A 23,484-nucleotide genomic window follows, 5' to 3' on the forward strand; every position below is an offset into this window, starting at 1 on the left:
AACGCCTTCACAGAGGAAAAAAAACAGAACGGCAGTCTAGCGCCGACCGCTGCAGGCCCGCCGGAGCGGTGTCAGCTTTCGTTCAGACCGCTTCAGGCTCGGTTCAGGCCGGCCACGTAGCCTCACGGATTTTTCAGGCTTGCTGGTTTCCCGCTCATGACGCGCGTTCCGAATCTTCCGAGTTCCCCGAATCTCCGCCCGGCCGGGCTGACCTTGGCCGCGCTGGCGCTGCTGCTGGCATGGGACGCCACGGGCGGCGATCTTGCGCTGGCACGCCTTGCGGGTTCGCCCGTGGGTTTTCCGTGGCGCGACAACGCCTTTCTGGTCCGCGTCATGCACGAAGGCGCAAAGAACCTGAGCTGGCTGCTCGTGATCGCGCTGTTCGCCGCCATCCGCTGGCCGTTGGGCATCCTGCGGCGGTTGCCCGTGCGCGCGCGTGCGCAGCTGGCATTCACCGTGCTGCTTTCGGTGATCGCGGTGAGTGCGATCAAGCATGCCAGCCACACGAGCTGTCCCTGGGACCTGAGGGAGTTCGGCGGCATGGCGAGCCATGTGTCGCACTGGGCCTGGAGGCTCTACGACGGCGGGCCGGGGGGATGCTTTCCGGCCGGCCATGCGTCCGCGGCCTTCGCCTACGTGGGCGGGTACTTCGTGCTGCGGCGGGTGTCGCACCGCACCGCCGCGGTCTGGCTCGGCGCGGCTGTCGCGGCCGGGCTGGCGCTCGGGCTCGCGCAGCAGTTGCGGGGCGCGCACTACATGAGCCACACGCTGTGGACCGGCTGGATCTGCTGGGTGGTCGGCTTTGCCATCGACCTGGTCGCCGCGCCGCGGTCTTCTTCCTCCTCGCCGGCCGCCGAGCCGGCCGTCATGCATGCAGGAACTTGATTCGGCACTCTTCGAACTGATCAACGCCGGGGCCACGGCGCCCGCGTGGAGCATCCATTTCGCACGCTTCGCCTCCGACCTGCTGCCCACGCTGCTGGCGGCGGCCATCCTCTGCGGCGCGATGTTCGATCGCCGCCTTCGCTATGCCTGCTTCACCGCACTGGTGAGCGTGCTGGTGGTCTGGGTGCTGGTGAACGTGTTCCGCTCCGTCATGCCGTTCCAGCGGCCCGCGTTCTACGGGCTCGGCATCCAGTGGGCGCCGCAGGGCGCGCGGCCGGGCTTTCCCAGCCTGCATGCCGCGGGCACCTTCGCGGCGGCGTTCTCGCTCTGGTGCCTGCCGCGGCGCGCGCCGATGCGCGCGGCGCTGGCGGTGGCCGCGGTGGTCGCATGGAGCCGCGTGTTCCTGGGCCTGCACTTTCCGCTCGACGTCGTCGTGGGCGCGATGCTCGCGGCCGTGGTGGCGATCGCTGTGGAGCGCGGCGTCAGCCGGCCGCTGAATCTCGCGCTGCGGGCCTGGATGCGGCCCCGGCTGCGGGCGCGCAGGGCGCGCGCCGGCTAGCATGCCGGCCCCGAGCCTGAACGCCGGCTGAACGCGCGATTCAGGCTTCCTTCAGATGCGCTTTCTACAGTTGGCGCATGTCCCTGACACGAATCGAACCCGCACCCGTGCGGGCGCCCGGCCTGCCTTCGGCCGCGGCGCCCCACCTGGACTCCGCACGCGCGTTGTGGACGCGCATCGACACCTGGCTCGCGCGCCCGCGCTCGGCGCAGCAGGTGGTGGTGTGGCTGGGCATCTACCTCGCCGTGACCGCCAACTGGCCGCTGTGGAACGAACTGGCGCGCATCGGCGGCGCGCCCAGTGCGTACCTGCCGACGAGCGCGGCGATGGCGGTGCTCATGGTCTGCGCCACGGTGGCGCTGCTGTCCTTCACCGCATGGTCGCGCTGGATGAAGCCGCTGTGGTTCGCGGTGGTGCTGCTGGCGGCCTTCGTGCAGCACTACATGATCGAGTACCGCGTGGTGATGGACCCGACCATGATCGCGAACGTGCTGCAGACCGACCCGAACGAGGTGCGCGACCTGCTGAGCTGGCGCATGGCGTTCCACGTGCTGCTGGTGGCGCTGCTGCCGGCGATCGCGCTCTGGCGCGCGAACATCGCGCCGATGCGCGCAGTCGCCAAGCTCTGGCGCAACGCGGCGCTGCTGCTGCTGTCGGTGGCGGTCGCGCTGGCGGCGGCGGTGGCGATGAACCGCCAGCTCGCGCCCTTGATGCGCAACAACGTCCACCTGCGCTACATGATGAACCCGGTCGCCAGCCTGTACTCGGCCGGCTCGGTGCTGATCAAGCCGATGTTCAAGCGCAGCCGCAAGCTGCTGCCCATCACCGCCGGCACCGCGCTGGGTGCGAGCTATGCGGGCCAGGCCCGCCCGCCGATGTTCGTGCTGGTGGTCGGCGAGACGGCGCGTGCCGACCATTTCGGCCTGAACGGCTATGCGCGCAACACCACGCCCGAGCTCGCGGCGCGCGGCGTGCTGAGCTACCGCGAGGTGCATTCCTGCGGCACCAACACGCTCGCATCGGTGCCGTGCATGTTCTCGCACCTGGGCAAGCAGGGCTACGAATCGCGCAAGGACGAGCACGAGAACCTCGTCGACGTGCTGCAGGCGGCCGGGCTGGCGGTGCTGTGGCTCGACAACCAGGCCGGCTGCAAGGGTGTCTGCACGCGCATTCCGAACGCCTCGGCCTTCGACAGCCTCACGCCGGCGCAGAAGTCGACGCTGTGCGACGGCGAGGAATGCCTCGACGACGTGATGCTCCAGGGGCTCGACGCGCGCATCGCCGCGCTGCCGGCGGAGCGCCGCGCCAAGGGCGTGGTGCTGGTGATGCACCAGATGGGCAGCCACGGGCCGGCCTACTACAAGCGGTCGGCCGCCGACGTGAAGCGCTTCCTGCCCGAGTGCAAGACCAATGCACTCGCCGAGTGCGGCCATGCGGAACTGCAGAACGTGTACGACAACTCCATCGCCCAGACCGACCGTTTCCTCGCGCGGACGATCGACTGGCTCCAGGCCCAGTCGGGCCGCTACGACCCGGCGCTGCTCTACGTGAGCGACCACGGCGAGTCGCTCGGCGAGTACGGCCTGTTCCTGCACGGCGTGCCCTACAGCTTCGCGCCGGAGGCGCAGAAGCACGTGCCGATGATCACCTGGTTCGGCGCCGGCATGAGCGATCGGCGCGGGCTCTCGCGCGCCTGCATGGCGTCGGGGCTCGACGCGCCGCTCACGCACGACAACCTCTATCACACGGTGCTCGGGCTGATGGACGTGAAGACGCCCACCTACCGCCCGGCGCTCGACGCGCTGGCCTCGTGCAGGAACAGCGCCTGAGCTACTTCTTCTCGCGGGGCAGCCGCCCCATGAGGAAGAACTCGGTGTTCGGCTGCATGCCGCTGAAGCTCGCGAGCCGGTTGCTCAGGCCGAAGAAGGCGGTGATCGAGGCGATGTCCCAGATGTCCTCGTCGTCGAAGCCGTGCGCATGCAGCGCGTCGAAGTCGGCGTCCTCGATCTCGTGCGAGCGCTCGCAGACCTTCATCGCGAAGTCGAGCATCGCGCGCTGGCGCGGCGTGATGTCGGCCTTGCGGTAGTTCACCGTCACCTGGTCGGCCACCAGCGGCTTCTTCTCGTAGATGCGCAGCAGCGCGCCGTGCGCCACCACGCAGTAGAGGCACTGGTTGGCCGCGCTGGTGGTGGTGACGATCATCTCGCGGTCGCCCTTGGTGAGCGAGCCTTCCTCCTTCAGCATCAGCGCGTCGTGGTAGGCGAAGAAGGCGCGCCATTCGGCAGGCCGGCGCGCGAGCGCGAGGAACACGTTGGGCACGAAGCCGGCCTTCTCCTGCACCGCGAGGATCGCGGCGCGGATGTCGTCGGGCAGGTTGTCGAGTTCGGCAAGGGGATAGCGGTCGGCCATGGCTTTGTCTCCTGGATGCGGTGCCAGGATCATAGGCAGCTCAGGGTGGGAGCGGCGGCGCCTGCTTCTCCTCGAGCACCGCGCGATCGCTCTCGTCCTTGAGCGCCACGCCCGTGAGCCCGCGTCGCAGCGCTTCGCGCATCAGCCACGCCAGCCTGAAGGCCGCGGCATCGCAGGGCAGGCCCTCGGGCCGCACGTTCGAGATGCAGTTGCGCTCGGCGTCGTGCCGGCCGCGCCGGGGCGAATGGGTGAGATAGATGCCGAGGCTGTCGGGCGAGCTGAGCCCCGGCCGCTCGCCGATCAGCATCACCGACAGCGCGGCGCCGAACAGCTCGCCCACCTCGTCGGCCAGCGCCACGCGCGCCTGCGTGGCGATCACCACCGGCGCGAAGCGCGTGTCGGGCGGCAGCAGCGGGCGCAGCGCGGCGAGCAGCGGCGCGGCATGGCGCGCCACCGCGAGCGAGGACAGCCCGTCGCCGATCACCAGGCAGACGTCGCAGGGTCCGTGGGCCGCCGCGCGCAGGCGCTCGGCATCGGCGGGTTCGAGCTGGCGGCCGAGGTCGGGGCGGCGCAGGTAGGTGGTGCGGTCTTCGGCGCGGCTGCGCACGCGCGCGACCTCCCAGGCCTGCGCGCGTAGCGCCGCTTGGAGCGCATCGACGTCGAGCGCCGCATGGATCGCGTCGCGCGCCATCGCATGCGCCCAGCCGAAGCGCAGCGTCTCGTCGGTCGGCATGCCCGCGCCCGCGCGCCCGAGCGCCAGCCGCGCGGGCGTGGCCGCGCGCCATGGTGCCCACGGGTTGGGCGTGACGACATCGTCGTCGCTCATGGCGACAGCGCGGCGAGGCCGCCCATGTCGGCGAGCAGCCGGTTGCCCGCGGGCGGTGCGAGCCGGCCCGCCGCGTCCGTGATCTGCATGCGCTGCAGCCAGGCTTCGAACTCCGGTGCGCGTTTCAGCCCCAGCGTCTCGCGCAGGAACAGCGCGTCGTGGAAGGAGGTGCTCTGGTAGTTGAGCATCACGTCGTCCGCGCCCGGCACGCCCATGATGAAGTTGATGCCCGCGGTGCCCAGCAGCACGAGCAGGTTGTCCATGTCGTCCTGGTCGGCCTCGGCATGGTTGGTGTAGCAGATGTCGCAGCCGATCGGCAGGCCGAGCAGCTTGCCGCAGCAGTGGTCCTCGAGGCCGGCGCGGATGATCTGCTTGCCGTCGAAGAGGTATTCGGGCCCGATGAAGCCCACCACGGTGTTGATGAGCAGCGGCCGGTAGCGCCGCGCGAGCGCATAGGCACGCACCTCGCAGGTCTGCTGGTCGACGCCGAAGTTGGCGTTGGCCGACAGCGCGCTGCCCTGGCCGGTCTCGAAGTACATCAGGTTGTTGCCCACGGTGCCGCGGTTCAGCGCCTGCGCCGCGGCATGGGCCTCGTCGAGCAGCGCGGGCGTGACGCCGAACGAGAGGTTGGCCTGCTCGGTGCCCGCAATCGACTGGAACACCAGGTCCACCGGCGCACCGGCTTCGGCGAGCCGCAGCGTGTTGGTCACGTGCGTGAGCACGCAGCTCTGCGTGGGAATCTCGAAGCGCTGGATCACCTCGTCGAGCATGTGCAGCAGCCGGCCCAGCACCGAGAGGCTGTCGGACACCGGGTTGATGCCGATCACCGCGTCGCCCGCGCCGTAGAGCAGCCCGTCGAGCGTGGAGGCCGCCACGCCGCGCAGGTCGTCGGTCGGATGGTTGGGCTGCAGCCGCACCGCCAGATGGCCGGGCAGGCCGATGGTGTCGCGAAAGCGCGTGACCACGCGGCACTTCTTCGCGACCGCCACCAGGTCCTGGTTGCGCATGAGCTTGGAGACGGCCGCCACCATCTCGGGCGTGAGCCCGGGCGCGAGCGCGGCGAGCGCCTCGGTCGTGGCGCGTTCCGACAGCAGCCAGTTGCGGAAATCGCCGACCGTCAGGTGCGACACCGGCGCGAAGGCCGCCGCATCGTGCCCGTCGATGATGAGCCGCGTGATGTTGTCGCGTTCGTAGGGGATCAGCGCCTCGTTCAGGAACTGCTTGAGCGGCGTCTCGGCCAGCACGTGGCGCGCCGCCATGCGCTGCTGCGCGGTCGCAGCGCCGATGCCCGCGAGGTAGTCGCCGGAGCGCGCCGGGCTCGCCACGGCCATGACCTGCCGCAGATCGTCGAAAGCGAAGACCTGGCCGGCGATGGCGGTGCGGTAGCGCATGCGCGTTCAGGCCTTCGGCGCCGCGGTCAGCATCTCGTCGGGTGCCGCCGCCGTGCGCTGCGCCGAGGTCAGCAGGAAGTAGCCGTAGGCCGCCGCCATCAGCACCGCGAACAACAGCGTGAGCATGGGGTTGAACCAGACCATCGCGCCGAGGCACACCACGCCGAGCGCCAGCGCGATGGCCGGAAAGGCCGGGTAGAAGGGCGCGCGGTAGGGCCGGGGCAGGCCTGGCTCGCTGCGGCGCAGCCTGAAGAGCGCGGCCATCGAGACTAGGTACATCACGATCGCGCCGAGCACCGCCATCGTGACGATGTTGGCCGTGAGCGTCTGCCCGCCGAACTGCACCCACTCGTCGCTGAAAATCGCCGCCACGCCCACCACGCCGCCGGCCAGCAGCGCGCGGTGCGGCGTGTCGAAGCGCGGGCTCAGGCCCGCGAAATAGCGCGGCAGGTAGCCCGCGCGCGCGAGCGCGAAGATCTGCCGCGAGTAGCCCATGATGATCCCGTGGAACGACGCGACCAGGCCGAACAGGCCGATCCACACCAGCATGTGCAGCCAGCCGCTGTTCTCGCCCACCACCGCCTTCATCGCCTGCGGCAGCGGGTCGTTGATGTTCGCGAGCTTGCGCCAGTCGCCCACGCCGCCCGCGAAGATCATCACGCCGAAGGCCAGCACCACGAGCGTGACGATGCCGGCGATGTAGGCGACCGGGATGGTGCGGTGCGGGTCGCGCGCTTCCTCGGCCGCCATGGCCGCGCCCTCGATCGCGAGGAAGAACCAGATCGCGAAGGGGATCGAGGCGAAGATCCCCGCCACCGCCGCGCCGTCGAGCACGCTGCCGCCGGCCCAGCCGTTGGCGACGAAGTTCGCCATCGACCAGCCCGGCGTGACCACGCCCATGAACACGAAGAGCTCGAAGATCGCGAGCACCGTGACGAAGAGCTCGAAGGCCGCGGCGATGCCGATGCCGATCCAGTTGAGGCCGATGAAGATCACGTACGCGCCGAGCGCGAACCACTTCGGGTTGATGCCCGGAAACTGCACGTTGAGGTAGGCGCCGATGGCGAGCGCGATCGCCGGCGGCGCGAAGACGAACTCCACCAGCGTGGCGAAGCCCGCGACGAAGCCGCCCGTGGGCCCGAAGGCGCGGCGCGCGTACGCGAACGGGCCGCCCGCATGCGGAATGGCGGTCGAAAGCTCGGTGAAGCTGAAGATGAAGGTGGTGTACATCGTAGCCACCAGCACCGTGGCCACGAGGAAGCCGAGCGTGCCCGCCGTGTTCCAGCCGTAGCTCCAACCAAAGTACTCACCGGAGATGACGAGGCCGACCGCGATGCCCCAGAGCTGGAGCGGGCCGAGAACCTTCTTGAGCTGGCCGGTGCCCGCGGGTGGCGCGGCGGACGCGGGCGGTGCGGCTTCGATGGAATGCATGGGGCTTCCTCTCCGGACGGATGTTGACAGTGCGCCACCGTCAAAGCAAGGCCCGTTCCATCGCTCGCCATAATCGTGGCTTTCCAATCACCCGAGGTGTCCAGTGAAGTTTTCCTCTTCTTCGTCGCTCCTGTGTGCCGCGTTTGCATCGCTGTGCGCCGTGTCCGCCGCGTGGGCGCAGTCCGCGCCCGTCACCACGCCGAGCGGCCTGGTCTACCAGTCGCTCAAGGAAGGCAGCGGCGCATCGCCCGCGGCCACCGACGTGGTCAAGGTGCACTACCGCGGCACCTTCCCCGACAGCGGCAAGGAATTCGACAGCTCCTACAGCCGCGGCGAACCCACCGAGTTCCCGCTCAACGGCGTGATCCCGTGCTGGACCGAGGGCGTGCAGAAGATGAAGCCGGGCGGCAAGGCCAAGCTGACCTGCCCACCGTCGATCGCCTACGGCTCGCGCGGCGCGGGCGGCGTGATCCCGCCCAACGCGACGCTGAACTTCGAGGTCGAGCTGGTCTCGGTCAAGAAGCGCTGACGCGCCCGGCGCGCCCGCTAGATCTGGGCGCCGCCGCCGTCGACGAAGAGCTCGGTGCCGTTCACGAAGCTGCTGTCGTCGGAGGCCAGGAACAGCACGGCCTTGGCGATCTCGTCGGGCGTGCCGACGCGGCCGAGCGGAATGCCTTGGGCCTGCGCCTCGATGAAGCCCGCGATCTGCTCCGGGCTGAGGCCGAGCAGCTCGTAGGCCGGCGTGGGCACCACGCCGGGGCTGACCGCGTTGACGCGGATGCCGGCATCCTTCAGGTCCACCGCCCAGCTGCGCGCGAAGCTGCGCACCGCCGCCTTGCTGGCGCTGTAGACGCTGAAGGCCGGCGTGCCCTTGATGCTGGTGATCGATGCATTGAGCACGATCGATGCGCCGCGCGGCATCAGCGGCAGCGCCTTCTGCACGGTGAATAGCAGCCCTCGCACGTTGGTGCCGAAGATGCGGTCGAAATGCTCCTCGGTGATCTGCCCGAGCGGCAGCAGGCTGCCGCCGCCGGCATTCGCGAACAGCACGTCGAGGCGGCCTTTCTGTTCCTTGATGGTCGCGTAGAGCCGGTCGAGGTCGGCCGGCCTGGACACGTCGCCGAGCACGCCGGTGACGTTGCGGCCGATGGTGTTCACGGCCGCATCGAGCTCGGCCTGGCGGCGGCCGGTGACGAACACGTGGGCGCCTTCGGCCACGAAGCGCTGCGCGGTGGCGAGGCCGATGCCGCTGGTGCCGCCGGTGACGAGGGCGATCTTGTCGGCGAGTTTGGGTTGGGACATGGTTGCTTCTTCCTTCCTTGGGTGGGCTGCGAGGCAGCGTTGACGATGGTCCGGAGTCTGGGCGCCGCCGCCGCACGCACCAAGATGCCCCACGGCAGTTGTTTGTTTATGAATCACCAATAATCCGGCGATGGACCAGATCGCCGCCATGCGGGTCTTCGCCCGCGTGGTCGAGGCCGGCACCTTCACCCGCGCAGCCGATTCGCTGCAGATGCCCAAGCCCACCGTGACCAAACTGGTGCAGCAGCTCGAGACGCACCTGCGCGTGAAGCTGCTGCAGCGCACGACGCGGCGCGTGACGGTCACGCCCGAGGGCGCGGCGTACTACGAGCGCACGGCCCGCGTGCTCGCGGAGCTCGAAGGCATCGAGTCGGACCTCACGAGCGCGCAGGCCCAGCCGCGCGGGCGGCTGCGGGTGGACATCGGCTCCTCGTTCGCCAACACGATCCTGATTCCGCAATTGCCCGCCTTCCATGCGCGCTATCCGGAGATCGCGCTCGAGATCGGCGTGAGCGACCGGCCGGTCAACCTGATCGGCGATGCGGTCGATTGCGTGGTGCGCGCCGGCGAGCTCACCGACCAGTCGCTGGTGGCGCGCCGCATCGCGACCCTGAATTTCGTGACCTGCGCCACGCCCGCGTACTTCGAGCGCCACGGCATTCCGCGGACGCCGGCCGATCTCGGCGACGGCGGGCACCGCGTGGTGGGCTACTTCTCGTCGCTGAGCAACAGGCCGGTGCCGCTGCGCTACGCGCGCGGCGAGGAGCGCATCGAGGTCCACGGCCACGCCGTGGTGGGCGTGAACGAGAGCACCGCGCACCTCACGGCCCTGCTCACCGGCATGGGCGTGGCGCAGACCTTCGACGTGATGGCGGGGCCGCATCTCGCGAGCGGCGCGCTGGTGGAGGTGCTGCAGGACTGGGCGCCGCAGCCCTATCCGCTGCACGTGGTGTACCCCGCCAACCGGCACCTGAGCGCCAAGCTGCGGGTGTTCGTCGACTGGGCGGTGGAGCTGTTCGCTCCCTACAACCGGCGCGCGGCGCGCTGATCAGCCCGGCTGCAGCTGGTAGAGCCAGGTCTCGGTCAGCGTCTTGTCGCCGATCTTCAGATAGAGCCGCATGTCGATCGGCTCGGTGCCTTCGGGCGTGAAGTCGAACTGCGCGCGCCAGTGCCCCGGCACGCCGTTGGGCACGGCCTCGGCGAAGACGTACGAGAATTTGCCGCGCGGCGCCGTGAGCACCAGTTCGGGCTTGACGCCGAAGGGCACCGTGGTCAGCGGCTGGCCGATGAACTCCACCATGAACTTGCGCACGCCCTGGGGCCGCGGCTGGCCCGGCTGTCCGCCGCGGCCGATGCGCGTGGCCACGCATTGCGCGAGCGGGGAGGGGAAGGGCTCCTGGTCGGTCCAGTGCAGCCGGTACTGCAGGCTGTAGCTCGTGCCCGCCTTGGCCTCGGCCTTGGGCACCCAGAAGGCGACGATGTTGTCGTGGATCTCGTCGTCGGTCGGGATCTCGATCAGCTGCACCGAACCCTCGCCCCAGTCGCCGATCGGTTCGATCCAGAGGCTCGGGCGCTTCTCGTAGTTGACGCCGTCCTGGTAGTGGTCGAAGGCGCGGTCGCGCTGCAGCAGGCCGAAGCCGCGCGGGCGCGTGTCGGCGAAGGCCGAGGCGCGCGTCTGCGTCGGGTTGTTGAGCGGGCGCCAGATGCGCTCGCCCGCACCGTTCCAGATCGCGAGGCCGTCGGAGTCGTGCACCTCGGGCCGCCAGTCGATGGCCGTCGGCTTGACGGTCTCCGAATACCAGTACATCGAGGTGAGCGGCACCAGGCCCAGGCGCGAAACGTCGCGGCGCAGGAAGAGGCGCGAGTCGATGTCCATGATCACGGCCTTGCCGCGCTGCATCACGAACTTGAAGACGCCGGTGATGCTCGGCCCTTCGAGCAGCGCATAGACGGTCATCGAACTGGTGTTGTCGGCCGCCGGCGTCTCGAAGTAGAAGCGCGTGAAGTTCGGGAATTCCTCGGGCTTGTCGGGCACCGCCACGTCGAGCGCGATGCCGCGCGCGGAGAGGCCGTACTGGTAGAGCTCGCCGATGGCGCGGAAGTACGAGGCGCCGAGGAAGGCCACCCAGTCGTTCTTCTGCCAGTCGAGCTTGGCCTGGTCGCCGAGCCGGCTTTCCTGCAGCCGGAAGCCCGCGAAGCCCGCGCCCGCGGGGAGCGCGCGCGCCGGGCTGTCGGCGGGCATCGAGAAGTACGAAGGGCTGTAGCGCACCTCGCGCGCGAAGACGTCGCCGCCGGCGTTCTCGAGCACGTGCATGCGCACCGGCGTCTGGAAGAAGCGGCCGAGGTGGAAGAAGGTGACGGGGAAGGCGCCCGGGCCGTCGCGGAAGAGGGCATTGGCGGGATCGAACCTGATCCTGCCGTGCGCGTCGTAGTCGATCTTCTCGAGCACCTCGGGCGCGAGCGGCTTGGGACCGGCATAGGGCTGGCCCGCGAGGCGCTTGGCCTGGGCCACCAGACCGTCGAAGGAGAAGGGCGATGGCTGGCTCAGTTGCAGGCCGTTCGCGGCCAGCGCCTCTTCGGGCAGTCCAAGGGCGGCGAGTGCGGCGGCGGCACCACCTGCGGCAAGGAAGGATCGGCGATCAAGCATGTAGGTTTTCTTGAAGGTTGCGGTCTGGGAGTGAGGAGGAAAACGAAAGCAGCGCACGGAAGCGGAAGCGGGGCGCAAGGCGCTGGCCGGGTCATCCTAATGCAGCACGTGGTGGTGCTGCGTCATGCCCGGCCGAGCGCAGAGGCGTTGCGGCGAGCATGCCCTGCCTTGCACGGGCGCTGCGTCAGCCAACCTGCGGTTTTGCAGCCGGACAAGCGCCGATCCTGAAAAATTTGTAGGTTTATGTTTCGCGCGCATCCACCGCGCGCAGCGCATAGACCGCATAGAGCGGCACGCCGAACAGCAGCATCGCGAGCGGCGCGACCACCGCATACGGCAGGCCGATGCCGTCGAGCACGCGGTGCGTGGATTCGAGCCGCAGCCGCGGATGGGCCTGCGCGAGCTCGGCCGGCCGGCGCACGCCCCAGAGGAATTCCGCACCCGTGGCGCGCACCGACGGATGCCTGGCCGCATGCCCGACCGCGAGCCAGCAGATGGCGTCGAAAGCCAGCACCGAGCCCGCGGGCGCGCGCTCTCCGAAGGTCTTGAGCACCGCGCGCACCCGGTCGGGCGCGAGGTACATGAGCACGCCTTCGGTGAACAGAAAGACCGGCGATGCGCGGCGCCGGCGCGGCAGCGCGAGCTGCTCCCACCAGTCGGCGGCCGTCAGGTCGAGCGCGCGCTCGTCGTGGCGGGGGTCGATGTCGGGGATGAGTTCGCGCCGCAGGTCGAGCACTTCGGGCAGGTCGGCGTCGGTGAGCCGCGCCCTGCCGTCGTCGAGCCACTGGAAGTAGTGGCTCAGGCCGCAGCCCATGTTGACCACGCGACCGCCCGGATGCTGCTGCAGGAATTCCTGCGCGAGGCTGCGAAAGCGCCGCGTGCGATTGAGGATGCCGTAGATCGTCGACCGGTCCTCGGGCAGCGCATCGCCGTCGTCGCGGATCCTTTCGAGGATCGAGGCGGCGTAGGCGTCGCGCACGGCGAGCTGCGGAAACAGCGCATCGCCGCTTGCGCGCGCGGCCAGCGGAATGCGCAAGGTGGAGGGCACCGCCGAAAGGTGCCGCGCGGCCTTGCAGGAAGTCATGGACGGTCGAACAGGGCCATGCACAAGTCTGGGCGCTGCCGCCGCGGGCGGCAAGTCAGACTTTGGTGTGCGCCGTCCGGCCGGGAACGGGTCCTGCTTCTTACTTGGCGGTCGGCATCACGAACTCGGCGCCCTTGGGCGTGCTCTCGGGCCAGCGCTGCATGATCGACTTCTGCTTGGTGTAGAAGCGCACGCCTTCCTCGCCGTAGGCATGCATGTCGCCGAAGAGCGAACGCTTCCAGCCGCCGAAGCCGTGCCAGGCCATCGGCACCGGGATCGGCACGTTGATGCCGACCATGCCCACCTGGATGCGGCGGCTGAACTCGCGCGCCACGTTGCCGTCGCGCGTGAAGCAGCTCACGCCGTTGCCGAACTCGTGGTCGTTGACCAGGTCCACCGCCTCGCCGAAGCTCGCCACGCGCACGCAGGAGAGCACCGGGCCGAAGATCTCTTCCTTGTAGATGCGCATCTCGGGCGTGACGTGGTCGAACAGCGTGCCGCCCATCCAGAAGCCGTCGCCGCAGCCTTCGCCGGCGCTGCCGGCGTCGAAGTTGCGGCCATCGACCAGCAGCTTCGCGCCTTCCTTCTCGCCCAGCGCGATGTAGCCCGTGATGCGCTCGTGCGCGGCGCGGGTGACGATCGGGCCCATCTCGGCCGCGAGGTTCTCGCCGTCGAGCACCTTGAGCGTCTTCGTGCGCTCGATCAGCTTGGGGATGATCTTGTCGGCCACGTCGCCCACGAGCACGGCCACGCTGATCGCCATGCAGCGCTCGCCGGCCGAGCCGTAGCCCGCGCCGATCAGCGCGTCGACGGTCTGGTCGATGTCGGCGTCGGGCATCACCACCATGTGGTTCTTCGCGCCGCCGAGCGCCTGCACGCGCTTGCCGTGGCGGGCGCCGGTCTCGTAGATGTAGTTGGCGATCGGCGTCGATCCGACGAAGCTCACGGCCTTGACGTCCGGGTGCTCGAGCAGCGCATCGACCGCGACCTTGTCGCCCTGCACCACGTTGAACACGCCGTCGGGCAGGCCCGCCTCCTTCAGCAGCTCGGCGATGCGCAGCGAGGGCGTCGGATCGGTCGGGCTGGGCTTGAGCACGAAGGTGTTGCCCGCGGCGATGGCGACCGGGAACATCCACATCGGCACCATCACCGGGAAGTTGAAGGGCGTGATGCCCGCGACCACGCCGAGCGGCTGGCGCAGCGTCCAGTTGTCGATGCCGGTCGAGACCTGGTCGGTGAAGTCGCCCTTGAGCAGCTGCGGGATGCCGCAGGCGAACTCGACGATGTCGATGCCGCGCGAGACCTCGCCCTGCGCGTCGGTGAACACCTTGCCGTGCTCGGCCGTGATCATGTGCGCGAGCTCGTCCTTGTGCTGGTTCAGCAGTTCGAGGAACTTGAACATCACGCGCGCGCGGCGCAGCGGCGGCGTGTCGGCCCACTTGGGAAACGCGGCCTGCGCCGCGGCCACGGCCGCGTCGACGTCGGCCGCGGCGGCCAGCGCCACCTGGCCCGTGACCTTGCCGGAGGCCGGGTTGGTGACGTCCTGCGTGCGGCCGGAGCCGCCTGCGGCATGCTGGCCGCCGATGAAGTGGGCAATCTGCGCGGGCTTCGTGGAAGCGTTGGTCATGGTTGTCGCCGATGGAGGTGTGATCCGTCCAGTCTAGGAAAGCGCCGCCCGCCTGCCTAGGCGCCAGGAATGAACTGTTTGTTCGCCATGGTGAACAATGGGGCCATGGATCAGCAAAAAGCCGAATCGCTCTGGACCCACCTGCACTGGCTCATCGTGCTCGGCCAGCAGGGCAGCTACACCGCCGCCGCCGCGCGCCTGGGCGTGAGCAAGGCGGCCATGAGCCAGCGCATCGCCGAGCTCGAGCGCGCGGCCGGCGTGCCGCTGGTGCGCCGCACCACGCGCAGCATGCGGCTCACCGAGGCCGGGCAGCAGCTCGTCGACCAGACGCGCGAGCCCTTCGAGCAGATCGCGCACAGCTTTCTCAAGGCACAGGACCATGCGGGCGAGCCGCGCGGGCTGGTGCGCGTGACGGCGCCGGTGGCGCTCGGCCGGCAGCAGCTGCTGCCGCGCCTGGCCGACTTCCTGCTCGCGCATCCGGCGATCCGCGTCGAGATGGAGCTCTCGGACCGGCTCAGCTCGCTCGCGACCGAGGGCTTCGACCTCGCGGTGCGGCATGCGGCCTCGCCGCCCGACACCCACGTGGCCTGGCGGCTGTGCGACACGCGCTCGGTGCTGGTGGCGAGCCGCGCCTACCTGCGCCGCCGCGGCACGCCGCAGCAGCCCGCGATGCTGGCCGAGCACGACTGCCTGCACTATCCGCGCGGGCAGGAGACCAACGTCTGGTCCTTCGAGCGACGCGGCGGCCGCGCGCGCCAGGCCGAGCGCGTGACGGTGCCGATCGCCGGTCCCCTGGCCGCGAACAACAGCGAGGCACTGCGCGATGCCGCCCAGGCGGGGCTGGGCATTGCGCTGCTGCCCGACTTCAGCGCGCAGTCGGGCCTGCAGGCCGGCAAGCTGGTCGAGGTGCTGCCCGACTGGCAGCCCACCGGCGCCTTCGCCGACCAGATCTACGCGATTCGGCCGTACTCGCTGCACATTCCGCGCGCGGTCGACCTGTTCGTGCGCCACCTGCGGGAGACGCTCAAGGCGGGCTTTCCGCTGGCCTGAGGCGCCGCCGGGCCCTCAGTTCGAGGAGGCGAGCAGTTGCTGCACCAGCAGCTGCGCGGCCGGCGAGAGCGTCTCGCCGGTCCTGGTGGCCATCAGCAGGCGGCGCACGGCCCAGGCGTCCTGCAGCCGTACCACCTTGAGCCCGAGCGCGCTCACCTGTGCCTTGCAGGCCGCCAGCGGCACCACGCCGATGCCCAGGTTGGCCGCGATCATGTGGCACATGGCGTCGAAGCTGCGCACCTGCACGCGCAGCCGCATCGGAATGCCGGCCTGCTCAGCCGCGCGCGAGGTGAGCTCGAGCAGCGAGCTGCTGCGGTTGAGCCCCACGAACTCGTGCGCGAGGCAGGTCTTGAAATCGGTACGCCGGGTGCGCGCGAGCGGATGCTGGCGCGCGCACAGCACCACGAGTTCATCGGTCTGGAACGGCGCCACGTCGAGCCCGTAGGCGGGCGTGTTCTCGGCGAACACGCCCACGTCCGCCAGCCCGTCGACCAGCGCACGCACGATGTCGCCGCTGAGCTGCTCTTCCACTTCGACCCGGATGTCCGGGTGCCGGCCGAGGAACGCGGCCAGCGTGGCCGGCAGGAACTCGGTCAGCGCCGACATGTTGGCCCAGAGCCGCACATGGCCGCGCACGCCGCTCGAATAGTCGCCGAGCTCGCTGCTGAACTGCTCGAAGCCCTGGAACAGCCGCATCGCATGCTGCATCGCCACGTGCCCGGCCGGCGTGAGCGCGATCCCCTGCGAACTGCGCTCGAGCAGCTTCGAGCCGGTGGCGGCCTCGAAATCGGACAGGCGGCGGCTCGCCGCCGAGAGCGCGAGGTGGCAGGCCTCGGCGCCCTTGGTGATGCTGCCCGACTGGGCCACGGCGCAGAACAGGCGCAGGGTGACGAAGTCGACGCGGGCGGGGTTGATGGGATGCGGGCGCGGCATGGCGCCATTCTAGGAAGCCTTCGCATTCTGCGAAGGGGCTCTGCGATCAGAGCAATTCCGCTGCGCGCCGTCCGTTCCTAAAGTGCGGGCAACACCCCTACGAAAGCAGAGACACGACCTATGAACGCACTCGAAGGCCTCAAGGTGCTCGAACTCGGCCAGCTCATCGCCGGCCCCTTCGCCGGCAAGACGCTCGCCGAATTCGGTGCCGACGTGATCAAGGTCGAGCCTGCGGGCGTCGGCGATCCGCTGCGCAAGTGGCGGCTGCTGCGCGAGGGCACGTCGGTGTGGTGGGAGGTGCAGTCGCGCAACAAGCGCTCGGTCTGCCTCGACCTGCGCAGCGCCGAAGGCCAGGCGGCGGTGCGCGCGCTGGCGGCCGAGGCCGACGTGCTGATCGAGAACTTCAAGCCCGGCACGCTCGAAGGCTGGGGCCTGGGCTGGGAGCAGCTGCACGCGCTCAACCCGCGGCTCATCATGCTGCGCATCTCGGGCTACGGCCAGACCGGGCCGTACCGCGACAAGCCGGGCTTCGGCGTGCTCGGCGAATCGATGGGCGGGCTGCGCTACCTGAGCGGCGAGCCGGGCCGGGTGCCGGTGCGGGTGGGCGTCTCGCTCGGCGACACGCTGGCCGCGCTGCACGGCGTGATCGGCGTGCTCACGGCGCTGCACCACCGCACGGCGCACGGCGGGGAGGGGCAGTTCATCGACGTGGCGCTCTACGAATCGGTCTTCAACGTGATGGAAAGCCTGCTGCCCGAATACGACGCCTTCGGCGTGGTGCGCGAGCGTGCGGGGAGCGCGCTGCCCGGCATCGCGCCGACCAACGCCTACCGCTGCAGCGACGGCCACTACGTGCTCGTGGCCGGCAACGGCGACAGCATCTTCCGCCGCCTGATGGGCGCGATCGGGCGCACCGACCTCGCACGCGATCCGCAGCTGGCGCACAACGACGGCCGCGTGCAGCGGGTGGAAGAGATCGACGCGGCCATCGAGGCCTGGACGCTCGGGCGCAGCCGCGACGAGGTGCTTGCGCTGCTCGACGCCGCCGGCGTGCCTGTGGGGCGCATCTACACCGTGGCCGACATCGCGGCCGATCCGCAATACCTGGCGCGGCAGATGATCGTGGAAGCCGAGACGGCCGACGGGGAACGGCTCAAGGTGCCGGGCGTGGTGCCCAAGCTCAGCGCGACGCCGGGGCGCATCGCGCATCCGGCGCCGAGGCTCGGCGAACACAACGACGACCTCAGCGGCGCGGGCTGGCCGCGCCGGCGCCATGAAGACTGCAAGGTGGGCGCATGAGCGGCGGGGCAACCGGCAGGCGCCTCTTCGTCAACGAGGTGGCCACGCGCGACGGCTTCCAGATGGAAAGCCGCTTCATTCCCACCGACGACAAGGTCGCGCTCATCGATCGGCTGAGCCTGCTGGGCTATGCCAGGATCGAGGTGACCTCGTTCACCTCGGCGAAGGCGATTCCCGCGCTGCGCGACGGCGAGGCGGTGATGCAGCGCATCGTGCGCCGCCCGGGCGTGGTCTACACCGCGCTGGTGCCGAACCTGCGCGGGGCCGAGCGCGCGCTCGAAAGCCGCGTCGACGAGTTCAACATCGTCATGTCGGTGAGCGAGACCCACAACCTCGCGAACCTGCGCATGACGCGCGCGCAGTCGTTCGCGCAGCTGGCGGAGGTCATTGCCCTGGCACGACGGGCCGGCGTGCCGGTGAACGTCTCGCTGTCGTGCGTGTTCGGCTGTCCGATGGAGGGCGAGGTGCCGCTTTCCGGCGTGCTGGCATGGATCGATCGCTTCGCGGCGCTGTCGGTGCAGGGCATCACGCTGTGCGATACCACGGGCATGGCCTTTCCCACGCAGGTGCGTGCGATCTGCGAGGCGGTGCGCGCGCGCCACCCGGCGCTGCCATGGACCGCGCACTTCCACAACACGCGCGGCATGGGGCTCGCGAACGTGGTGGCGGCGGTCGAGGCCGGCATCGCGCGCTTCGACATGTCGCTCGGCGGCATCGGCGGCTGCCCCTACGCGCCTGGCGCCACGGGCAACGTGGCGACCGAGGACGTGGTCCACATGCTGCAGTGCATGGGGCATGACACCGGCATGGACCTCGACGGCCTGATCGCGGCCGCCGCCGAGCTCCAGACCCTGGTGCAGCACGAACTGCCGAGCCAGGTCTCGCGCGCCGGGCATCGGCTGGTGCGCCATGCGCCGCCGGCCGATTTCGACGACATCGCGGCACGCGCCCATGCGCGTGGCGCCGGGGAGCTGCACGCATGATCGACCACCTGGACCACCTCGTGCTCACCACCGCCGACGAGGCGGCCTGCACGCGCTTCTACGTCGACGTGCTGGGCATGGCGCTCGAGACCTTCGGCGCCGGCCGCAAGGCTTTTCGCTTCGGCCAGCAGAAGATCAACCTGCATGTGCAAGGCCACGAGTTCGAGCCCAAGGCGCACCGGCCGACGCCGGGCTCGCTGGACCTGTGCTTCATCGCGCGCGTGCCGCTCGACGATGTGATCGCGCGGCTGGCGCGGCACGGCGTGCCGATTCTCGAAGGCCCGGTGATGCGCACCGGCGCCGTCTCGCGCATCCGCTCGGTCTATGTGCGCGACCCCGACATGAACCTCATCGAGATCTCGGAACCTGCGCCCTGACGGGGCGGACTGCGGGACGAACGAATCCACGAAAACCGGAGACAGACACCATGACAACCATCCATCGACTCCTCGCCACCGCGCTCGCGCTGGTGGCCACCGCGGCGGGCGCCGACACCTGGCCGTCCAGACCCATCACCTTCATCGTGCCCACCGCGCCGGCGGGCTCGACCGACATCATGGCGCGCATGGTGGCCGATCCGCTGCAGCGCGCGCTGGGCCAGCCGATCGTGGTCGACAACCGGCCCGGCGCCAGCGGCAACATCGGCACCGAGGCGGTGGCGCGCGCGGCACCCGACGGCTACACGCTGCTGATGCAGTACTCGGGCTACCACGTCGGCAATCCGGCGCTCTTTCCGCAGATCAAATGGAGCCCGACCAAGGACTTCTTGCCCGTGGCGATGGTGATGCGCGCGCCGCACGTGGTCGCCGTGAGCGGCAAGGTGCCGGCCGGCTCGATGAAGGAACTGATCGCCTACGGCCGCAAGAAGGAGGGCGGGCTGTTCTATGCCTCGGCGGGCAACGGCTCGATCCAGCACATCGCGGGCGAGCTGCTCGCGCGCCAGTCGAAGCAGCCGATGACGCACGTGCCCTACAAGGGCTCGGGGCCGGCGATCAACGACCTGATCGCGGGCAACGTCGACATGTTCATCACCACGCCGCCTTCGGTCATCGGCCACATCGCGAGCGGGCGCATGAAGGCGCTGGCCTATACCGGCAGCAAGCGCCATCCGTCGATGCCCGACGTGCCGACCTCGGCCGAGGCGGGGCTGCCGGGCTACGAGGTCGAGTCCTGGTTCGCGGTGTTCGCGCCGGCGAAGACGCCGCCCGAGGTGGTGGCGAAGCTCAGTGCCGAGATCCGCAAGATCGTCGAGAGCGAATCGTTCCGCAGGAAAGTGGACGAGCAGGGCGCCTTCGCGACCTACATGGATTCCGCCGCCCTCGGCAGGTTCGTCGAGCAGGAGCTCGCGAGCTGGTCGAAGGTGATCCGGGCGGCGGACATCAAGCCGGCCTGAGGCTTGCCTAGAGCCGGACCCCGAGCACCGAGAGGATCACGGCGCCGAGAGACAGCGTGACCGGCAACTGGCGCGCGGCCAGCCCGCGCAGGCGCGCGACGGACAGCTTGGGGGCGAGCAATTGGCTGCGTTCGGAATGAAGAGCGGTGGACATGGCAAAGACTCCTTGAGAGTGGCTGCGGGCGGGGTGTCCGCATGCATGCCTCCACGATAGGCCTGTGCGCGCAGGCCGGCGCGGGCCTTTCGGCGACACGGCGTTTCCGTTTCTGCAACGATCGTCAGCCGGCGATCAGCTTCTGAACCAGTTCCGCCGTCGTGCCCGCCGCGTACTTGCGCATCAGCCGGGCGCGGTGCAGCTCGACCGTACGGTGGCTGATGCCCAGCGCCTTGCCGATCTCCTTCGAGGTGAGCCCGCGCATCACCTGCGCCGCGACCTCGCGCTCGCGCGGCGTGAGCTCGGCCTTGTCGGCGCGGCGCGAGCCCAGGTCCTCGAAGGTCCAGATGCCGGCCTCGTGCGGCGCCTCGCGGTTCAGCGCATGACCGGTGACGTGGCACCAGAAGGTCTCGCCCGCGATCGCGCCGTGCAGCCCGCCGAGCCGCCGCATCATGCGGTTGTCGGCATAGTGGCCGCTGGCGTTCAGGAACGGCTCCATGCGCTTGCCGATGCGCTCGAACTCGGCCACGCTGGGGTAGAGGATGCTGAACGAATGCCCCACCAGCGCCGGGGGCGCTGCGCCGAAGATCTCGCACACCCGCAGGTTGCAGGCCACGATGGTGCGGTTGCGCGACACCACCATGCCGATCGGCGCATGCTCGAAAGCCAGCCGGTAGTCGATCTCGGGCATCGGGCGGTCAGGCATCGGGGGTCACCATTACGAAATACTACGTATGCGGGTACGTAGTATCGTTCAGGGCTTCCCCTCCACCCTCCATTCATCCACCAAGGAGTCCGAGTGAACAAGATTTATCCCTCCGCAGATGCGGCGCTCAAGGGGGTCGTGGCCGACGGGCAGATGCTCGCGGTCGGCGGCTTCGGCCTGTGCGGCATTCCCGAGGCGCTGATCGAGGCGCTCAAGGACAGCGGCGTGCAGAACCTCACCGTGATCTCGAACAACGCCGGCGTCGACGGCTTCGGCCTCGGCAAGCTGCTCGAGACGCGGCAGATCAAGAAGATGATCGCGTCCTACGTGGGCGAGAACAAGGAGTTCGAGCGCCAGTACCTCGCGGGCGAACTCGCGCTGGAGTTCACGCCGCAGGGCACGCTGGCCGAGAAGCTGCGCGCGGGCGGCGCCGGCATTCCGGCCTTCTTCACCAAGACCGGCGTCGGCACGCAGGTCGCCGAAGGCAAGGAACTGCGCGAGTTCGACGGCGAGACCTACGTGATGGAACGTTCGCTGGTGCCCGACGTGGCCCTGGTGAAGGCCGACGTGGCCGACAAGGCCGGCAACCTGCGCTTCCGCCTCACGGCACGCAACTTCAACCCGGCCGCCGCCATGGCCGGCAAGGTCTGCATCGTCGAGGTCGAGAAGATCGTCGAGGTCGGCGAGCTCGCGCCCGACGACATCCACCTGCCGGGCATCTACGTGCACCGCATCGTGCTCAACGCCAGCCCCGAGAAGCGCATCGAGAAGCGCACCCTGAGCGCCGCCGCGCCCACCGACCCCGTGGCCGCCAAGGTCGAGGCCCAGGCCGCGATCGCGCAAGCCGCCGCCGGCAGCGAAGTGCCCGCGCCCGTCAAGAACAGCAGCAAAGGAGCCTGACATGCCCTGGACCCAGGACCAGATGGCCGCACGCGCGGCCCAAGAACTCGAAGACGGCTTCTACGTCAACCTCGGCATCGGCATTCCCACGCTGGTGGCCAACTTCGTCGGCGACAAGGAAGTGTGGCTGCAGAGCGAGAACGGCATGCTCGGCATCGGCCCGTTCCCGACCGAGGACCAGGTCGACGCCGACCTGATCAACGCCGGCAAGCAGACCGTCACCACGCTGCCGGGCTCGGCGATCTTCGGCAGCCACGACAGCTTCGCGATGATCCGCGGCGGCAAGATCAACCTCTCGATCCTGGGCGCGATGCAGGTCAGCGTGAAGGGCGACCTCGCCAACTGGATGATCCCCGGCAAGATGGTCAAGGGCATGGGCGGCGCCATGGACCTCGTGGCCGGCGTGAAGCGCGTGATCGTGCTCATGGAGCACGTGGCGCGCAAGAAGGACGGCACCGAGGACCTCAAGATCCTCGAGCAGTGCACGCTGCCGCTGACCGGCGTGGGCGTGGTCGACCGCATCATCACCGACCTGGCCGTGATGGACGTGGTGCCCGAGGGCCTGAAGGTGGTGGAGCTCGCGCCCGGCGTGAGCTTCGATGCGCTGCAGGCGAAGACGGGCGCGAAGCTGATCCAGTAGGCTGTCTCGTGAAGGGACGGCGGTCGACGGCGGGCAGAACCGCTTCTTGCTCTCCAACGCCGACCACAAGCAGACGGCCGCTCCCGACTGCAAGAGTCAGCGGCGGCCTCCGGTCCCGCGGTGGGTCGGGCGCTGGGCCGAGCCGTCCGCGCCAATCCCGTTGTCGGCCAGTGGCAGGAGCAACCGGGACCGCTGCGCCTCGGCCGTCTCGCGCAGGAAGTTCCACACCGCCTGCATGCGCGCCAGGTGCTTGGTCTCGGCGGGCATCGACATCCAGAAGGTGCGCGTGAACTGTGCCTGCCCCGCGAGCACCGGCTTGAGCGTGCGGTCGCCCTCGGCCACGAAGGCCGGCAGCACCGCGATGCCGGCGCCGGCCGCCACCGCGCGGTGCTGCGCGAGCACGCTGGTGCTGCGCAGCGCGAAGGCGTCGGGGCGGTGCAGTTCGTCGAGGTACTGCAGCTCCTTGCTGAACAGCAGGTCGTCGACGTAGCTCACGAAGCTGTGGCCGCGCAGGTCGTCGCGGGTGCGGATCGGCTTGTGCGCCGACAGGTACTGCCGCGATGCGTACAGGCGCAGCGTGTAGTCGGTCAGCTTGCTCACCACCACCGGTCCGCGCGCCGGCCGCTCGAGCGAGATCACGATGTCGGCCTCGCGCCGCGACAGGTGCACGAGGCGCGGCATCGCGAGCAGGTCGATGGTCAGCTTCGGATGCCCGCGCGCGAACAGCGCGAGCTGCGGCGCCAGCACCATGGTGCCGAAGCCCTCGGTGGCGCCGATGCGCACCAGCCCCGAGAGGCCTTCCTGCGATGCGGGCGCGGCGCTCTCGACGGTGAGGAAGGCGCTCTCCATCGCCTCCACCTGCGGCTGCAGCCGGCGCCCCGCCTCGGTGAGCCGGTGGCCGCCGGCCTCGCGCGAGAAGAGCGGCGCGCCGACTTCCTTCTCGAGCGCCTGGATGCGCCGCGCCACCGTGGTGTGGTCGACCATGAGCCGCCGCGCGGCGCTCATCAGCGTGCCGGAGCGCGCCAGTTCGAGGAAGTAGCGGAGGTTGTCCCAGTCCATGGAGGTCTTTTCGAGGCCGATGAAGGCGGGCAGCCGAACGCAGAGGACGCGAAGGTTTCGCAGAAGTCGCAGAAGGAATCCAGAAAATGATTTCTCTTTTCTGCGCCTTTCGCGAAACCTTCGCGTCTTCTGCGTTCGCTCCCCGCATTCTGCATTTTTGCAAAACCCAAGCGCAGATTTGTCTATTGTCATCGCAAATCTGCAAA

24 protein-coding genes are annotated in these 23,484 nt (G+C 69.6%); 12 read left to right on the plus strand and 12 right to left on the minus strand.

Features of this window, described 5'->3' with window-relative positions; genetic code table 11:
* The first annotated feature begins 213 nt into the window (after positions 1-213).
* The 3 genes from M2165_RS19280 to M2165_RS19290 all read left to right on the plus strand — a co-directional run bounded on the left by M2165_RS19280 (position 214) and on the right by M2165_RS19290 (position 3,273).
* The gene (locus M2165_RS19280) at positions 214-885 is read left to right on the plus strand and encodes a phosphatase PAP2 family protein (RefSeq protein WP_280816191.1); all 672 of its coding nucleotides are present in this window, start codon (positions 214-216) and stop codon (positions 883-885) included.
* Entirely contained in the window at positions 872-1,444 is a 573-nt protein-coding gene (locus M2165_RS19285; protein WP_280816192.1) for a phosphatase PAP2 family protein, read from the plus strand. The genes M2165_RS19280 and M2165_RS19285 overlap by 14 nt, the downstream gene beginning before the upstream one ends.
* A gap of 77 nt (positions 1,445-1,521) precedes the next feature.
* On the plus strand, positions 1,522-3,273 hold the full coding sequence (locus M2165_RS19290; RefSeq protein ID WP_280816193.1) for a phosphoethanolamine--lipid A transferase: 1,752 nt from the start codon (positions 1,522-1,524) through the stop codon (positions 3,271-3,273).
* Between the two features lies 1 nt (position 3,274).
* Here M2165_RS19290 and M2165_RS19295 read toward each other — a convergent pair whose 3' ends face one another.
* From M2165_RS19295 to eat, 4 genes are read right to left on the minus strand one after another with little or no spacing between them, the layout of a single operon-like run.
* Positions 3,275-3,853, minus strand: a complete 579-nt coding sequence (locus M2165_RS19295) for a peroxidase-related enzyme (protein WP_280816194.1) — start codon at positions 3,851-3,853, stop codon at positions 3,275-3,277.
* A gap of 40 nt (positions 3,854-3,893) precedes the next feature.
* The gene (eutC, locus tag M2165_RS19300) at positions 3,894-4,679 is read right to left on the minus strand and encodes an ethanolamine ammonia-lyase subunit EutC (RefSeq protein ID WP_280816195.1); all 786 of its coding nucleotides are present in this window, start codon (positions 4,677-4,679) and stop codon (positions 3,894-3,896) included.
* Complete coding sequence (locus M2165_RS19305; RefSeq protein ID WP_280816196.1) at positions 4,676-6,070, minus strand: ethanolamine ammonia-lyase subunit EutB; 1,395 nt, start codon at positions 6,068-6,070, stop codon at positions 4,676-4,678. The genes eutC and M2165_RS19305 overlap by 4 nt, the downstream gene beginning before the upstream one ends.
* Positions 6,071-6,076: 6 nt before the next feature.
* Positions 6,077-7,501: an ethanolamine permease gene (gene eat, locus M2165_RS19310; RefSeq protein WP_280816197.1), complete on the minus strand. Its 1,425-nt coding sequence runs from the start codon at positions 7,499-7,501 to the stop codon at positions 6,077-6,079.
* Positions 7,502-7,661: 160 nt separating this feature from the next.
* On the opposite strand from eat, the gene M2165_RS19315 reads away from it, so the two are divergent.
* Positions 7,662-8,030, plus strand: a complete 369-nt coding sequence (locus tag M2165_RS19315; RefSeq protein WP_348541053.1) for an FKBP-type peptidyl-prolyl cis-trans isomerase — start codon at positions 7,662-7,664, stop codon at positions 8,028-8,030.
* A gap of 17 nt (positions 8,031-8,047) precedes the next feature.
* Here the strand turns inward: M2165_RS19315 and M2165_RS19320 are convergent, their stop codons facing one another.
* Positions 8,048-8,803: a glucose 1-dehydrogenase gene (locus M2165_RS19320; protein ID WP_280816198.1), complete on the minus strand. Its 756-nt coding sequence runs from the start codon at positions 8,801-8,803 to the stop codon at positions 8,048-8,050.
* A 130-nt stretch (positions 8,804-8,933) separates the two neighbouring features.
* Between M2165_RS19320 and M2165_RS19325 the strand changes: the two genes are divergently transcribed.
* A complete protein-coding gene (locus tag M2165_RS19325; RefSeq protein WP_280816199.1) occupies positions 8,934-9,851 on the plus strand; it encodes a LysR family transcriptional regulator in 918 nt (305 codons plus the stop codon).
* On the opposite strand, the gene M2165_RS19330 is transcribed toward M2165_RS19325, so the two are convergent.
* The 3 genes from M2165_RS19330 to M2165_RS19340 all read right to left on the minus strand — a co-directional run bounded on the left by M2165_RS19330 (position 9,852) and on the right by M2165_RS19340 (position 14,161).
* Complete coding sequence (locus M2165_RS19330) at positions 9,852-11,450, minus strand: glucan biosynthesis protein D (RefSeq protein WP_280816200.1); 1,599 nt, start codon at positions 11,448-11,450, stop codon at positions 9,852-9,854. It abuts the gene before it with no gap.
* A gap of 241 nt (positions 11,451-11,691) precedes the next feature.
* A complete protein-coding gene (locus tag M2165_RS19335) occupies positions 11,692-12,534 on the minus strand; it encodes a class I SAM-dependent methyltransferase (RefSeq protein WP_280816201.1) in 843 nt (280 codons plus the stop codon).
* A gap of 100 nt (positions 12,535-12,634) precedes the next feature.
* A complete protein-coding gene (locus M2165_RS19340; RefSeq protein ID WP_280816202.1) occupies positions 12,635-14,161 on the minus strand; it encodes a CoA-acylating methylmalonate-semialdehyde dehydrogenase in 1,527 nt (508 codons plus the stop codon).
* Between the two features lie 105 nt (positions 14,162-14,266).
* Here M2165_RS19340 and M2165_RS19345 point away from each other — a divergent pair, with 105 nt between their 5' ends.
* Positions 14,267-15,211 (plus strand): LysR family transcriptional regulator, encoded by a 945-nt coding sequence (locus M2165_RS19345; RefSeq protein WP_280816203.1) that lies wholly within the window; start codon positions 14,267-14,269, stop codon positions 15,209-15,211.
* Positions 15,212-15,226: 15 nt separating this feature from the next.
* Here the strand turns inward: M2165_RS19345 and M2165_RS19350 are convergent, their stop codons facing one another.
* Positions 15,227-16,144 carry a LysR family transcriptional regulator gene (locus tag M2165_RS19350; protein WP_280816204.1) on the minus strand — a complete coding sequence of 306 codons (918 nt, stop codon included), beginning with the start codon at positions 16,142-16,144 and terminating at the stop codon, positions 15,227-15,229.
* Positions 16,145-16,264: 120 nt separating this feature from the next.
* On the opposite strand from M2165_RS19350, the gene M2165_RS19355 reads away from it, so the two are divergent.
* The 4 genes from M2165_RS19355 to M2165_RS19370 are packed head-to-tail and all read left to right on the plus strand — an operon-like array spanning position 16,265 to position 19,819.
* Positions 16,265-17,443 carry a CoA transferase gene (locus M2165_RS19355; RefSeq protein WP_280816205.1) on the plus strand — a complete coding sequence of 393 codons (1,179 nt, stop codon included), beginning with the start codon at positions 16,265-16,267 and terminating at the stop codon, positions 17,441-17,443.
* A complete protein-coding gene (locus tag M2165_RS19360) occupies positions 17,440-18,426 on the plus strand; it encodes a hydroxymethylglutaryl-CoA lyase (protein ID WP_280816206.1) in 987 nt (328 codons plus the stop codon). The genes M2165_RS19355 and M2165_RS19360 overlap by 4 nt, the downstream gene beginning before the upstream one ends.
* Complete coding sequence (locus M2165_RS19365; protein WP_280816207.1) at positions 18,423-18,803, plus strand: VOC family protein; 381 nt, start codon at positions 18,423-18,425, stop codon at positions 18,801-18,803. Before M2165_RS19360 ends, M2165_RS19365 begins: the two co-directional genes overlap by 4 nt.
* A 50-nt stretch (positions 18,804-18,853) precedes the next feature.
* Entirely contained in the window at positions 18,854-19,819 is a 966-nt protein-coding gene (locus M2165_RS19370) for a tripartite tricarboxylate transporter substrate binding protein (RefSeq protein WP_280816208.1), read from the plus strand.
* A gap of 7 nt (positions 19,820-19,826) precedes the next feature.
* Here the strand turns inward: M2165_RS19370 and M2165_RS19375 are convergent, their stop codons facing one another.
* The gene (locus M2165_RS19375) at positions 19,827-19,973 is read right to left on the minus strand and encodes a hypothetical protein (protein WP_280816209.1); all 147 of its coding nucleotides are present in this window, start codon (positions 19,971-19,973) and stop codon (positions 19,827-19,829) included.
* A gap of 124 nt (positions 19,974-20,097) precedes the next feature.
* The gene (locus M2165_RS19380; RefSeq protein WP_280817579.1) at positions 20,098-20,664 is read right to left on the minus strand and encodes a LuxR C-terminal-related transcriptional regulator; all 567 of its coding nucleotides are present in this window, start codon (positions 20,662-20,664) and stop codon (positions 20,098-20,100) included.
* A gap of 108 nt (positions 20,665-20,772) precedes the next feature.
* Here M2165_RS19380 and M2165_RS19385 point away from each other — a divergent pair, with 108 nt between their 5' ends.
* Together M2165_RS19385 and M2165_RS19390 are read left to right on the plus strand one after the other, a co-directional pair.
* Entirely contained in the window at positions 20,773-21,579 is an 807-nt protein-coding gene (locus tag M2165_RS19385; protein ID WP_280816210.1) for a CoA transferase subunit A, read from the plus strand.
* Position 21,580: 1 nt separating this feature from the next.
* A complete protein-coding gene (locus M2165_RS19390; protein ID WP_280816211.1) occupies positions 21,581-22,219 on the plus strand; it encodes a 3-oxoacid CoA-transferase subunit B in 639 nt (212 codons plus the stop codon).
* Positions 22,220-22,315: 96 nt separating this feature from the next.
* Here M2165_RS19390 and M2165_RS19395 read toward each other — a convergent pair whose 3' ends face one another.
* Entirely contained in the window at positions 22,316-23,278 is a 963-nt protein-coding gene (locus M2165_RS19395; RefSeq protein WP_280816212.1) for a LysR family transcriptional regulator, read from the minus strand.
* Between the last annotated feature and the right edge of the window lie 206 nt (positions 23,279-23,484).

This window comes from Variovorax sp. TBS-050B (assembly GCF_029893635.1).
GTDB lineage: Bacteria > Pseudomonadota > Gammaproteobacteria > Burkholderiales > Burkholderiaceae_C > Variovorax.

What these genes read in the sequence shown, in the direction of transcription:
- M2165_RS19320 (WP_280816198.1), bottom strand. Translation starts at nt 8,803, where the DNA reads ATGTCCCAACCCAAACTCGCCGACAAGATCGCCCTCGTCACCGGCGGC.
- eutC (WP_280816195.1), bottom strand. Translation starts at nt 4,679, where the DNA reads ATGAGCGACGACGATGTCGTCACGCCCAACCCGTGGGCACCATGGCGC.
- M2165_RS19285 (WP_280816192.1), top strand. Translation starts at nt 872, where the DNA reads ATGCAGGAACTTGATTCGGCACTCTTCGAACTGATCAACGCCGGGGCC.
- M2165_RS19350 (WP_280816204.1), bottom strand. Translation starts at nt 16,144, where the DNA reads ATGCCGCGCCCGCATCCCATCAACCCCGCCCGCGTCGACTTCGTCACC.
- M2165_RS19335 (WP_280816201.1), bottom strand. Translation starts at nt 12,534, where the DNA reads ATGACTTCCTGCAAGGCCGCGCGGCACCTTTCGGCGGTGCCCTCCACC.
- eat (WP_280816197.1), bottom strand. Translation starts at nt 7,501, where the DNA reads ATGCATTCCATCGAAGCCGCACCGCCCGCGTCCGCCGCGCCACCCGCG.
- M2165_RS19375 (WP_280816209.1), bottom strand. Translation starts at nt 19,973, where the DNA reads ATGTCCACCGCTCTTCATTCCGAACGCAGCCAATTGCTCGCCCCCAAG.
- M2165_RS19365 (WP_280816207.1), top strand. Translation starts at nt 18,423, where the DNA reads ATGATCGACCACCTGGACCACCTCGTGCTCACCACCGCCGACGAGGCG.
- M2165_RS19355 (WP_280816205.1), top strand. Translation starts at nt 16,265, where the DNA reads ATGAACGCACTCGAAGGCCTCAAGGTGCTCGAACTCGGCCAGCTCATC.
- M2165_RS19370 (WP_280816208.1), top strand. Translation starts at nt 18,854, where the DNA reads ATGACAACCATCCATCGACTCCTCGCCACCGCGCTCGCGCTGGTGGCC.
- M2165_RS19305 (WP_280816196.1), bottom strand. Translation starts at nt 6,070, where the DNA reads ATGCGCTACCGCACCGCCATCGCCGGCCAGGTCTTCGCTTTCGACGAT.
- M2165_RS19390 (WP_280816211.1), top strand. Translation starts at nt 21,581, where the DNA reads ATGCCCTGGACCCAGGACCAGATGGCCGCACGCGCGGCCCAAGAACTC.
- M2165_RS19345 (WP_280816203.1), top strand. Translation starts at nt 14,267, where the DNA reads ATGGATCAGCAAAAAGCCGAATCGCTCTGGACCCACCTGCACTGGCTC.
- M2165_RS19290 (WP_280816193.1), top strand. Translation starts at nt 1,522, where the DNA reads ATGTCCCTGACACGAATCGAACCCGCACCCGTGCGGGCGCCCGGCCTG.
- M2165_RS19380 (WP_280817579.1), bottom strand. Translation starts at nt 20,664, where the DNA reads ATGCCCGAGATCGACTACCGGCTGGCTTTCGAGCATGCGCCGATCGGC.
- M2165_RS19295 (WP_280816194.1), bottom strand. Translation starts at nt 3,853, where the DNA reads ATGGCCGACCGCTATCCCCTTGCCGAACTCGACAACCTGCCCGACGAC.
- M2165_RS19360 (WP_280816206.1), top strand. Translation starts at nt 17,440, where the DNA reads ATGAGCGGCGGGGCAACCGGCAGGCGCCTCTTCGTCAACGAGGTGGCC.
- M2165_RS19340 (WP_280816202.1), bottom strand. Translation starts at nt 14,161, where the DNA reads ATGACCAACGCTTCCACGAAGCCCGCGCAGATTGCCCACTTCATCGGC.
- M2165_RS19395 (WP_280816212.1), bottom strand. Translation starts at nt 23,278, where the DNA reads ATGGACTGGGACAACCTCCGCTACTTCCTCGAACTGGCGCGCTCCGGC.
- M2165_RS19325 (WP_280816199.1), top strand. Translation starts at nt 8,934, where the DNA reads ATGGACCAGATCGCCGCCATGCGGGTCTTCGCCCGCGTGGTCGAGGCC.
- M2165_RS19330 (WP_280816200.1), bottom strand. Translation starts at nt 11,450, where the DNA reads ATGCTTGATCGCCGATCCTTCCTTGCCGCAGGTGGTGCCGCCGCCGCA.